The organism is Pseudomonas sp. CLCA07 (assembly GCF_053615335.1).
In genome coordinates this window covers 4,981,610-4,993,718 of sequence record NZ_CM132131.1, presented here as the reverse complement: position 1 = coordinate 4,993,718, position 12,109 = coordinate 4,981,610, and the positions used below count along the sequence as shown (strand labels likewise).

The following is a 12,109-nucleotide window of genomic DNA, read 5'->3' as shown; positions in this document are numbered from 1 at the left end:
CTGATAGCCAGCGGGGATGGGTGCTGCATACAAGGGCATCGACGTGCGGTAGTTCGCACTTTGCACCACGGAGGCGCATTAGTTCTATTTCTCAATTGACAATAATTATCATTCAACATAATTTGTCGCTCGACGTGCAGGGCGACTCAGGTTGCGAGTCGTCCCGCCAACCTTATTGCAGCAGGGTGATTTCCATGATGGAACCAGTATCCACAAGCAGGTGCGATTCACCGCTACTTCAAGCGTTCGTCGACAATCGACTGATTCTGGTCAAGATTGCAGCCCGCATTACCGGTTGCAGGTCACGCGCAGAAGACGTGGTACAGGATGCTTTTTTCCGGTTGCAATCCGCGCCGCCCATCACGTCCTCGTTCAAGGCACAGCTCAGCTATCTGTTCCAGATCGTGCGCAACCTGGCGATCGACCACTACCGCAAGCAGGCGCTGGAGCAAAAGTACTCCGGCCCTGAAGAGGAAGGTCTGAACGTGGTGATTCAAGGTGCCTCACCCGAAACCTCGCACATCAATTTCTCGACTCTTGAGCATATTGCCGATGCGCTGACAGAGCTGCCGAGCCGTACCCGCTACGCCTTCGAGATGTATCGCCTGCATGGGGTGCCGCAAAAGGACATTGCCAAGGAACTCGGTGTTTCGCCGACCCTGGTGAATTTCATGATTCGCGATGCGCTGGTGCACTGCCGCAAGGTATCGGGGAGTCGTGCGGATACCTTTGCTCGTCGTTAGTCTGAAATCTGCGGCGCCCCCATTCGCGAGCAGGCTCGCTCCCACAAAAAAGCCTCAGTGTTCACAGATTGTGTGTTCACAGCAGATCCAATGTGGGAGCGAGCCTGCTCGCGAAGGGGCACTCAAGACCGCAAGAAGACTTGAACTTAAAGCATCAAGCCAACCGGCACCGATCAAAAAACCGCTCCCGCCCCAACACCATCAACGCCGCGCGTTTATGCGCAAAGTCGAACTCTTTCTCGCAGTAAAAGCCCTGCCCCTGCATGTGCCCGATCATCCTGGCGTTGTCGGCACGAGGTTCGGCCACCACCCGTTGCGTGCGCGGATCGTCGAGAAACAGGTAATGCACCAGCGCCGATAACCAGCTCGCCACTTTGTGTGGACCACGGTGGTTTTCTTCACCCACCAGCATGTGAATGCCACGGTCATAATCGCCGGCGTCATAGAACGGTGCGATGCGATCTTCCTTGGCCCAATACGCTTCAAAATAGGCAAACGGCTGGTCATCGAAACAGCCGATCAAAGTCACCGTGTGCGGGTCCGCCGCCAGCTTGCTCAGGTAGTCGCGATGCTGTTCGAGACTGCCCTCCTCCTGCCAGAAACTCGCTACGCGCGGGTTGTTCTGCCAGCGATTGAAACGCTCCAGGTCCTGTTCAATGTCCACCGTGCGCAGGGAAATCCAGGCACCGAGGCGCGCGTCAAAACGCCGATAGACTTCACCGCACGGCTTGAGCGGGCGCAACGGATGGCGTTTGCCACCGCTGATGACCTTGTGTTGTGGATAACTGGAAGGAAGCAACTCGCCCAGCCATGGCTGAGGCAATTGCCAGAACAGTGTGCGTAAGCAGTCATACTGGCCGACGACTTCGCCGGGAATCAGCAAGCCGCTGAGCAGGGCCTGTGTGGGAATTTCATCGAGTTGCCAGGTCAGGCGCTGGCAGGCTGGATCACGGGCAAACAGCCAATAACAGGCCATCCGGATGGCCTGTTCGACGGGATGGCCAAAGTATTCTTCTACTTGCACCTGCAACTCGGGCTCACGGGTCAGGCGCAGCTGGATCAATGGCTGCCCTTCCAGATGCAAGTGCAGGCGGCTTTCGGTTTCATCCGCGACAAGCATCCCTTCGGATGGCAAGGCCAGGTCAGTCAGAACATTCAAATCGGGCATGGGTCGGGCTCACGATAATCGTCGACAGTTCAACGAAGTGACGTGTGCAGGGGCAGGAAATTTAAGGAAAGTCGCTCAATACGCGACTTGTGGTGCGATTTCAGCTACCGGGCACCGGCACCACGGCAATTTTGTACGGATCGAAGATCTTCAGCATCTGTCCGTTATCCCGCAATCCTTGCAGCAACTTACCGAACGCCTCATCACTGATGGGCGCAGCGGGACGAAGGATTGCGTAGTGGTGATAGACCTGATCGATGCGCTGAGACACCAGCAGTTGATCGGCGACTTTCTCGTTGCGCAACAGGTAATCGCTCAGGTACGAGCGCGTCACCAGGGCAATGTCAGACCGCCCGCGCAACACCATCAGCAAGTTACTGTCGTGGGAATAGGTCAGCGTAGCGTTGTAGTTTTGCGCGAGGAATTTCGAGTCGGCATTGAAATGGGCGAACTCGTAGTGATAGCCACTGAACAGGGCCAGTCGTTTGCCGCCAAGGTCGGCAAAGTAGTTTTGCTGGCGGTCCGGCAGGCGTTGCGCGACAAAGATCTCGGCGTCTTCCAGGCCCATGTCGACAGTGGTATGCGGGATATCTTGCCAGCCCCAGTTCGGGTTCTCAAAAATCGCCATGTCGACCCGGCCCTGCGTCAAATCACCGAAGCGCCGGGGAATGGAAGTGGGCACCAGGACAAACTGATAATCGCTTTGCAGGCGATTCAAAGCCTCGACCAATTGTGGCAGCAGACCCGTGTCGACACCGGATTCCGGGCGGATGGCATAGGGCGGAAAGTGGGCGGCACCCACCCGAACCGTTTGCGCAGCGTGGGACGGCAATACCCAAAGCGTCGTAAGCGATGCCAGCAATAACCGTGAAGCAGTCCGGATTGGCGAAGACATCAAAACAACGCACTCCCTGAAAAAATACACATCAATGCATTCAAGCTAGGCGGTTTCGGCCACTTAGCCAGTTCCCTTAGACGGGCACAACCTTATTGCTTTTCTTCCAGTACGAGAATCAAGGCTTCATCGGCCAATTGATCGAGGCTCATGCTGCCGCCTGCGCGAAACCAGGTGGTGGTCCAGGACAACGCGCCCGTCAGGAAGCGACGCGTAATGAACACATCACCGCGAATAAAACCCGCCTCTTTGGCTTCACCCAACACCTGCAGCCAAATGTCTTCATAAATATCACGCAATGCCAACACCTGCGCCTGCCCGTCTTCGGACAACGAGCGCCATTCATAGACCAGCACCGCCATGGCTTCGCCGCGCCCCCCCATGATCGACTGCAATTCGCAGCGAATCAGCGCCAGCACACGTTCGCGCACAGTGTTGGCCTCATCGAGGGCTGCACGCATCAATGCCATGTTGTAGCGGATGGTCTCTTCCATCACGGCGCGCAAGATTTCGTCCTTGCTTTTGAAGTGATGAAAAATGCTGCCTGACTGAATGCCTACCGCACCCGCCAAATCGCGTACGGTGGTGCGTTCATAACCTTTATTGCGGAACAGGTGAGCCGCCACTTGCAGCAGTTTGCCGCGGGCGCTGTCCGGGTCGGTCAATTGGCCGTTGTCGACCAATTCGCGCATGACCCTCAGGGCTTTTTGCTCGTCCACCCGTTCTCTCCTACAGTCGATCAATCAAATACACCGCTTGCCGCTAAAACTGCGGGGTTGCGCGGGCAATTTAAGCTGGCGACGACAACCTAGCAAGCGCTCGGGCAGAAGATATCTCAGGCATTTACAAACCAAGCGCTTGCTTGGTAGTCTCGATTCACTTCAGTGGGAGGTGGCTATGGAGTTGACTGTGCCTAAAACGATTCGCATCGGCTGCGCCAGCGCCTTTTGGGGCGACACCTCAACTGCCGCTGCGCAACTGGTGGGAGGTGGGCGTCTGGATTATCTGGTCTTCGACTATCTGGCCGAAATCACCATGTCGATCATGGCCGGCGCGAGGATGAAAGACCCACAGGCCGGCTATGCGGGCGACTTCATTGAGGTCCTCAGCCCGTTGTTGGGGCAACTCGCAGAACAGAAGATCCGCGTCATCAGCAACGCCGGAGGCGTCAACCCTTTGGCCTGCGCCGCCGCGCTGCAATCGGCCTGCGACAAGGCCGGGGTGGCGCTGAAAATCGCGGTGTTGCTGGGTGATGACCTGCAACCGCAGTTCAAACAGCTAAGCAGCCTTGGCCTCCATGAAATGTTCAGCGGCGCCCCCTTGCCGCCTATGTGCGTCTCGATCAACGCCTACCTCGGTGCGCCAGGCATCGTCGAAGCCTTGCGCCTGGGCGCGGACATCATCATCACCGGGCGCGTGGTCGACAGCGCCGTGGTCAGCGCTGCGCTGGTGCATGAATTCGGCTGGTCCTGGCACGACTACGACAAACTTGCACAGGCCGCGCTCGCCGGCCATATCATCGAATGCGGCGCTCAATGCACCGGCGGCAATTTCACCGACTGGCGCGAGGTGCCCGATTACGAACACATCGGTTTCCCCATCGTTGAGGTCAGCGCCGACAGCCAGTTCATCGTCAGCAAACCTGAAGGCTCCGGCGGCCTGGTCACGCCACTGACCGTCGGCGAGCAAATGCTGTATGAAATCGGCGATCCGCGAGCTTACTTGCTGCCCGATGTGGTCTGCGATTTCACTCAGGTCAAACTTCAGCAACAGGGCAAAAACGCAGTTCAGGTGCACGGTGCCAAAGGCCTGCCGCCGACCGATCAGTACAAGGTCAGCGCGACGTATCTGGACGGTTTTCGCTGCACCGCCAGTTGCCTGATCGCGGGCATCGATGCTGTCGACAAGGCGCGGCGGGTCAGCGAAGCGATCATCAACAAGACCTCGGAGATCTTCAGCCAGCGCGGCTGGGCGCCGTACAGCGAAGTGAACATTGAACTGCTGGGCAGCGAGGCCACGTACGGCCCCCATGGCCAGCGTCAGGACAGCCGCGAAGTGGTGATCAAACTTGCCGTGCGCCACCCGAGCAAACAAGCTTTGATCGTGTTCTCCCGGGAAATCGCCCAGGCCGCAACGGGCATGGCGCCAGGGCTGACCGGGATCGTCGGAGGGCGGCCAACGGTGTATCCGCTGATCCGGCTGTTCTCCTTCCTTATCGACAAAACCGCCTGCACGCTGGACATTAATTTCAACGGCCAGCGTCACGCTTGCGCCCTGCCCGCCGTCGATGTGCTCGACCCGGATGACTTGCCTGTCCCGTTCGACCCACCGCAGCCCACAGACCGCGCCGACGCCAGCGTGGCCCTGATCAAACTGGCGGTCGCCCGCTCTGGCGACAAGGGCAATCACAGCAACATCGGGGTCATGGCTCGCGAGCCCGAGTACCTGCCGTGGATCGCCGAAGCGCTGACGCCGGAGGTCATTGTCGACTGGATGAGCCACGTCCTCGATCCCGTTCACGGGCGTGTCGGACGCTGGTATCTGCCCGGCACCCACAGCCTTAATTTTCTACTGGAAAACGCCCTCGGCGGCGGTGGCGTGGCCAGCCTGCGGATCGACCCGCAAGGCAAAGCCTTCGCCCAGCAGCTGCTGGAGATCCAGATTCCGGTGCCTCAGCGCATCGCCGACCAAGTCAACTAGAGGACTGTTGCCATGGCTTACGATTCGATTTTCAAAGCCGATTTGTTTGCAGGCCAAACCATCATTGTCACCGGTGGCGGCAGCGGCATCGGCCGTTGCACTGCCCATGAACTGGCGGCGCTCGGCGCGCATGTGCTGTTGGTCGGGCGCAAGGCCGACAAGTTGAAAGGCGTCGCTGTCGAGATTGCCGAAGACGGTGGCAAAGCTGATTGGGCGGTCTGCGATATTCGCGAGGAAGAAGCGGTCAAGCACCTGATCAGCGAGCTGATTCGCAAACACGGGCCGATACATGGGCTGGTCAACAACGCCGGCGGGCAATTTCCTGCGCCGCTGGCCTCTATCAATCAGAAAGGTTTCGAAACCGTGGTGCGCACCAATCTGGTGGGCGGTTTCCTGATGGCCCGGGAAGTATTCAACCAATCCATGAGCAAGCATGGCGGCGCCATCGTCAACATGCTCGCGGACATGTGGGGTGGCATGCCCGGCATGGGGCATTCGGGCGCCGCGCGCTCGGGCATGGATAACCTGACCAAGACCGCCGCCTTTGAATGGGGTTACGCCGGAGTCCGGGTCAACGCGGTGGCGCCAGGTTGGGTCGCGTCCAGCGGCATGGACACTTATGAAGGCGCCTTCAAAGCGGTGATTCCAACCTTGCGCGAACACGTGCCGCTCAAACGCATCGGCACCGAATCGGAAATCAGTGCGGCGATTGTGTTCCTGCTCAGCCCGGCAGCGGCGTTTGTCAGCGGCAGTACCTTGCGCATCGACGGCGCCGCCAGCCTTGGCGGACGCGCCTGGCCGATCCACAAGGCTACGAACAGCGAATCGTATAACGGTTTTCACCGAGCCTATTTGCCAGACGTGCTTCAGGACAAGGAATAAGCCATGCCGGTGATTCAGTCGCAAGTGGACCCGTTCAGCGCGCAGTTCGCCCAGAACCGCGCAGCGATGCTGGCCGTGATCGAACACGTTCGCCAGCTCGAACAAAACCTGTTGAACAAGGCGGCCGAAGCCAAACCAAAATTCGACAAGCGCGGGCAACTGCTGCCGCGCGAGCGCCTCAACCTGCTGCTTGACCCCGGCGCGCCGTTCCTCGAACTGGCGAGTCTGGCCGGCTACAAGCTGCACGACGACAAGGACGGCAGTGCGGCCGGGGGCGGTTTGATCGCCGGGATCGGTTACGTGTCCGGCGTACGGGTGCTGGTGGTGGCGAACAACAGCGCGATCAAGGGCGGCACCATTTCCCCCAGCGGGTTGAAAAAGTCCCTGCGCCTGCAACAGATCGCCATGGAAAACAAACTGCCAGTGATCACCCTCGCCGAAAGCGGCGGCGCCAACCTGAATTACGCCGCGGACATCTTCGTCGAAGGCGCGCGCAGCTTTGCCAATCAGGCGCGGATGTCGGCCATGGGTCTGCCACAGATTACCGTGGTGCATGGCTCTGCCACCGCGGGCGGCGCTTATCAGCCGGGATTGTCGGATTACGTGGTGGTCGTGCGCGGCAAGGCCAAGCTGTTTCTCGCCGGCCCGCCACTGCTGAAAGCGGCGACCGGTGAAGTCGCCACCGACGAAGAGCTCGGCGGCGCCGAGATGCATGCACAAACTGCCGGCACCGCCGAGTACCTGGCCGAGAACGATGCCGACGGCGTACGCCAAGTGCGCGAAATCGTCAGCCTGCTGCCGTGGAACGATCAGTTGCCCTGGCGCCCGGAACATCGCTGGGAAGAACCGCTCTACCCCATCGACGAGCTGCTGGGCCTGATCCCCGATGACCCGAAAAAACCCTATGACGTACGCGACATCATTGCCCGTATCGCCGACGGTTCGAACTTCCTCGAATTCAAAGGCGAGTTCGATCAGCAGACCGTCTGTGGCCAACTGAAAATTCAGGGACGTGCCTGCGGCTTCATCGGCAACAACGGCCCGATCACGCCCAAGGGCGCCAGCAAGGCCGCGCAGTTCATCCAGCTCTGCGACCAGAGTCAGACGCCGCTGCTGTTTTTCCACAACACCACCGGGTTCATGGTCGGCACCGAGTCGGAACAACAAGGCGTGATCAAGCACGGCGCGAAGATGATTCAAGCGGTGGCGAACGCGCGGGTGCCGAAACTGACGATTGTCGTCGGCGGCTCCTATGGTGCTGGCAACTACGCCATGTGCGGCCGCGGCCTCGACCCGCGTTTCATCTTCGCCTGGCCCAACAGTCGCACCGCTGTGATGGGCGGCGCTCAGGCCGGCAAGGTGCTGCGAATCGTCACCGAAGCCAAACAGCTCAAGGACGGTCTGGTGCCGGACCCGAAAATGCTCGACATGCTCGAACAGGTCACCGCGCAGAAACTCGACAGTCAGTCCACCGCCCTCTATGGCAGTGCCAATTTGTGGGACGACGGGTTGATCGATCCACGGGACACCCGGACATTGCTCGGCTACTTGCTGGATATCTGTCACGAGGCCGATGTGCGGCCGCTGCAAACCAACAGTTTTGGCGTCGCTAGATTTTGACGACGCAGAGCGTCTAAGACTGCATTCCCACGCCGAGCGTGGGAACGATCAAGGAGAACAATAAAAATGATCTTCACCCAGGAACACGAAGCACTGCGTCGCACCATCCGCCAATTTGTCGATCACGAGATCAACCCTCACGTCGATGAGTGGGAAAAGGCCGGACGTTTTCCGATCCATGACATCTTCCGCAAGGCCGGTGATCTCGGTTTATTAGGGATCTCCAAACCGGAAAAATTCGGCGGCATGGGGCTCGACTACAGCTATTCGATCGTCGCGGCCGAAGAGTTCGGCACCATCCATTGCGGCGGTATTCCGATGTCCATCGGCGTGCAAACCGACATGTGCACCCCGGCGCTGGCGCGGTTCGGCTCCGATGAGTTGCGTGATGAGTTTCTGCGCCCGGCCATTACCGGTGAACAGGTCGGCTGCATCGGCGTCTCTGAAGTCGGTGCCGGCTCCGATGTTGCCGGGCTGAAAACCACCGCCCGCAAGGACGGCGACGACTACGTGATCAACGGCAGCAAGATGTGGATCACCAACTCGCCCAGCGCCGATTTCATCTGCCTGCTGGCCAACACGTCGGACGACAAACCACACATCAACAAGTCGCTGATCATGGTGCCAATGAACACGCCAGGCATCAGCCTCAGTTCGCACCTGGACAAGCTCGGCATGCGCAGCTCAGAAACCGCCCAAGTGTTTTTCGACAACGTTCGCGTGCCGCAACGCAACCGCATCGGCCATGAAGGCGCCGGGTTCATGATGCAAATGCTGCAATTCCAGGAGGAACGCCTGTTCGGCGCGGCGAACATGATCAAGGGCCTGGAGTACTGCGTCGACAGCACCATCGAGTACTGCAAGGAACGTAAAACGTTCGGCAATGCGCTGATCGACAACCAGGTGATCCACTTCCGTCTGGCGGAGCTGCAAACCGAAATTGAATGCCTGCGCGCGCTGGTCTATCAGGCCACCGAGCAATACATCAAAGGCCAGGACGTCACCCGCCTGGCCTCCATGGCCAAACTCAAGGCCGGACGCCTGGGCCGTGAAGTCAGCGACAGCTGCCTGCAATATTGGGGCGGCATGGGTTTCATGTGGGACAACCCGGTCGCCCGTGCATACCGCGACGTGCGGCTGGTGTCGATTGGCGGCGGCGCCGACGAAATCATGCTGGGGATCATCTGCAAACTCATGGGCATCCTGCCGGGGAAAAAGAAATGAGCACCCTGCCTGATTGCCAGACGTTGCTGCTGGAGTCGCATAACGGCGTGTTGCACATCACCCTCAATCGCCCGGAAAGTCGCAATGCCATGAGCCTGCAAATGGTCGCCGAACTGCGCGCGGTATTCGCGGCGGTGCGCGATGATCGAGCGGTTCGGGCATTGGTGATCGGCGGTGCCGGTGGGCATTTCTGTGCAGGCGGCGACATCAAGGACATGGCCAGCGCACGCGCTCAAGGCCCCAACGCCTATCGCGAGTTGAACCGGGCATTCGGCGCCCTGTTGCAAGAAGTGCAACACGCGCCACAAGTGGTGATCACGGTGCTGCAAGGCGCGGTGTTGGGCGGTGGCCTGGGGCTGGCCTGCGTCAGCGACGTCGCCTTGGCCGATCACTTGGCACAGTTCGGGTTGCCGGAAACCAGCCTCGGATTGCTGCCCGCGCAAATAGCGCCGTTTGTGGTCCAGCGCATTGGCCTGACTCAAGCCCGGCGCCTGGCGCTGACCGCCGCGCGTTTTGACGGTACACAGGCGCGGCGGATGGGCCTGGTGCATTTTGTCGAGCATGACGCGCAAGCGCTGGCCGAACGCCTCGATGAAATCCTCGCCCATGTGCTGTGTTGCGCACCGGGTGCTAATGCGACGACCAAAAAACTCCTGCTGGCGAGTGCCGGACAGCCGTCGGATGGGTTGCTGGATGAAGCGGCGCAGTGGTTTAGCGAAGCGGTGACTGGGGCTGAAGGAGTCGAAGGAACGATGGCCTTCGTGCAAAAAAGAAAACCGGGGTGGGCCACTTAAAAGCTTCGCGAGCAGGCTCGCTCCCACAGTTGATTTGTGTCGCTCACAAACCCTGTAGGAGCGGGCTTGCCAGCGAAGAGGCCATCACATCCACCGCAAATCTCAAGGGAAGAACCCATGCCCGGACTCAGAAAAATCCTGATCGCCAACCGCGGTGAAATCGCCTGCCGCATCCAGCGCACCGCCCAGGCGCTGGGTTATCGCACCGTCGCCATTTTCAGCGATGCCGACGCCGACGCCCTTCACGTGCAAATGGCCGACGAAGCCGTCAACATCGGCCCGGCCCCGGTGCAGCAGTCTTATCTGAACATCCCGGCCATCATCGACGCCGCCCGGCGCACCGGTGCCGATGCGATCCACCCCGGCTACGGCTTCCTCTCGGAAAACGCCCGCTTCGCCCTTGCCTGTCGTGATGCAGGCATCACCTTCATCGGCCCCAGCCCCGAAGCCATTGAGCTGATGGGCAGCAAACGCCTGTCGAAAATCGCCATGATCGACGCCGGCGTGCCCTGCGTTAAAGGCTATCAAGGCACCGAACAGGACGACACAACCCTGAGCCGCGAAGCTGAACGCATCGGTTATCCATTGATGATCAAGGCCAGCGCTGGCGGGGGCGGACGTGGCATGCGCCTGGTGCGGGACGCCAGCGGGTTGTGTGAACAACTGCGCACCGCACGTTCCGAAGCGCAGCATGGTTTTGGTTGCGATGAGCTGATCCTCGAACAAGCTTTGATCGACCCACGCCATGTCGAAATTCAGCTGTTTGGCGATCAGCACGGCAACCTGATCTACCTCGGCGAACGCGACTGTTCGATCCAGCGGCGCCATCAAAAGGTCATCGAAGAAGCCCCCTGCCCGGCGATGACCCGCGAGCTGCGTCAGGCCATGGGCGAGGCCGCGCTCAAGGCGGGTCGGGCAGTGAATTACGTCGGCGCGGGCACGGTGGAGTTTCTGCTGGACGCGCGCGGACAGTTCTACTTTCTAGAGATGAACACCCGGCTGCAAGTGGAACACCCGGTGACCGAACTGATCACCGGGCTGGACCTGGTGGCCTGGCAATTACTCGTCGCCGAAGGACAACCGCTGCCATTAAGGCAGGAGCAAGTGCAGCTCAACGGCCATGCCATGGAAGTGCGCCTGTACGCCGAAGACCCGACTCGCGACTTTCTGCCCCAGACCGGTCGAGTCACGGCGTGGGAACCGACATTACTGAGCGGCGTACGGATCGATCACGGCCTGATTGAAGGCCAGGACATCAGCCCGTTCTATGACCCGATGCTGGGCAAAATCATCGCCCACGGTGCAACCCGTGAAGAAGCCCGGCGCAAGTTGCTGCGGGCGGTGCAAGACAGCGTGCTGCTGGGCGTGCAGAGCAATCAGCGCTTACTCGCCAGTCTGCTGCAACACCCGCAGTTCATCAGCGGCGAGTTCAGCACCGGATTCATCCCGACCTGCTTCGCTGACGATCCGTGCTTGCAGGCTCATGTCCCAAGTGCCGCCGAACTGGCCATCGCTGCGGTGCTGTTCTATCAAGCGTCGGCACAAACTCACCCGGCACCACTGGCCGGTTGGCGCAACAACGCCAATGTGCCCCTGCACTATTGCATCGGCTTGAATGATCAGGACTGGCCGGTGGAACTGAACGCCTCGCCGGACGCGTCATTCAGGATTCGTGTGGCCGAGCAATTTCTTCAATTGAAGATCATCCGCTGCGACGGACGCTGGGCAACACTGGAGATCGACGGTATCCAACAGCGTCATGCCTATCGCCTCGAGGACGGGCACCTCTGGTTGTTCGCCCGCCCCGGTAGTTTGAAACTGGTGGACCGGGCTCAGGCGCTAGTGAGCAGTCAAGCCAGCGTGGGTACCGGCACACTCAAGGCGCCAATGGACGGAGCCATCGTCGACGTACTGGTCAGTGAGGGCAGCCCGGTCAGCAAAGGCCAACCGCTGGTGGTGCTCGAAGCGATGAAAATGGAGCACCCGCTCAAGTCGGGCATCGACGGGGTGCTTAAACGGTTGCAGGTGCGGGTCGGTGATCAGGTTAAAAATCGTCAGATTTTGTTGGAGGTCGAATAAGCCG

10 protein-coding genes are annotated in these 12,109 nt (G+C 59.8%); 7 read left to right on the top strand and 3 right to left on the bottom strand.

Annotation, left to right across the window (positions count from 1 at the left end; translation table 11 throughout):
* Nucleotides 1–194: 194 nt before the first annotated feature.
* Nucleotides 195–743 carry an RNA polymerase factor sigma-70 gene (locus ACWGZX_RS23015; protein WP_223519282.1) on the top strand — a complete coding sequence of 183 codons (549 nt, stop codon included), beginning with the start codon at nt 195–197 and terminating at the stop codon, nt 741–743.
* Nucleotides 744–897: 154 nt separating this feature from the next.
* Here ACWGZX_RS23015 and ACWGZX_RS23010 read toward each other — a convergent pair whose 3' ends face one another.
* From ACWGZX_RS23010 to ACWGZX_RS23000, 3 genes are all read right to left on the bottom strand, one after another.
* Nucleotides 898–1,911, bottom strand: a complete 1,014-nt coding sequence (locus tag ACWGZX_RS23010) for a GNAT family N-acetyltransferase (protein WP_452625546.1) — start codon at nt 1,909–1,911, stop codon at nt 898–900.
* Between the two features lie 100 nt (nt 1,912–2,011).
* The gene (locus ACWGZX_RS23005) at nt 2,012–2,806 is read right to left on the bottom strand and encodes a substrate-binding periplasmic protein (RefSeq protein ID WP_452625545.1); all 795 of its coding nucleotides are present in this window, start codon (nt 2,804–2,806) and stop codon (nt 2,012–2,014) included.
* A gap of 92 nt (nt 2,807–2,898) precedes the next feature.
* Nucleotides 2,899–3,525: a TetR/AcrR family transcriptional regulator gene (locus ACWGZX_RS23000; RefSeq protein WP_223519277.1), complete on the bottom strand. Its 627-nt coding sequence runs from the start codon at nt 3,523–3,525 to the stop codon at nt 2,899–2,901.
* Nucleotides 3,526–3,715: 190 nt separating this feature from the next.
* Between ACWGZX_RS23000 and ACWGZX_RS22995 the strand changes: the two genes are divergently transcribed.
* The 6 genes from ACWGZX_RS22995 to ACWGZX_RS22970 all read left to right on the top strand — a co-directional run bounded on the left by ACWGZX_RS22995 (nt 3,716) and on the right by ACWGZX_RS22970 (nt 12,105).
* Nucleotides 3,716–5,506, top strand: coding sequence for an acyclic terpene utilization AtuA family protein (locus tag ACWGZX_RS22995; RefSeq protein WP_452625544.1), 1,791 nt, complete (start codon nt 3,716–3,718; stop codon nt 5,504–5,506).
* A gap of 12 nt (nt 5,507–5,518) precedes the next feature.
* Complete coding sequence (locus ACWGZX_RS22990) at nt 5,519–6,388, top strand: SDR family oxidoreductase (RefSeq protein WP_452625543.1); 870 nt, start codon at nt 5,519–5,521, stop codon at nt 6,386–6,388.
* Between the two features lie 3 nt (nt 6,389–6,391).
* Nucleotides 6,392–8,008 (top strand): geranyl-CoA carboxylase subunit beta, encoded by a 1,617-nt coding sequence (gene atuC, locus ACWGZX_RS22985; protein ID WP_452625542.1) that lies wholly within the window; start codon nt 6,392–6,394, stop codon nt 8,006–8,008.
* 66 nt (nt 8,009–8,074) lie between these two features.
* Nucleotides 8,075–9,232, top strand: coding sequence for a citronellyl-CoA dehydrogenase (atuD, locus tag ACWGZX_RS22980; protein WP_452625541.1), 1,158 nt, complete (start codon nt 8,075–8,077; stop codon nt 9,230–9,232).
* Complete coding sequence (locus ACWGZX_RS22975) at nt 9,229–10,026, top strand: enoyl-CoA hydratase/isomerase family protein (protein ID WP_452625540.1); 798 nt, start codon at nt 9,229–9,231, stop codon at nt 10,024–10,026. Before atuD ends, ACWGZX_RS22975 begins: the two co-directional genes overlap by 4 nt.
* 117 nt (nt 10,027–10,143) lie before the next feature.
* On the top strand, nt 10,144–12,105 hold the full coding sequence (locus ACWGZX_RS22970) for an acetyl/propionyl/methylcrotonyl-CoA carboxylase subunit alpha (protein ID WP_452625539.1): 1,962 nt from the start codon (nt 10,144–10,146) through the stop codon (nt 12,103–12,105).
* Nucleotides 12,106–12,109: the final 4 nt, after the last annotated feature.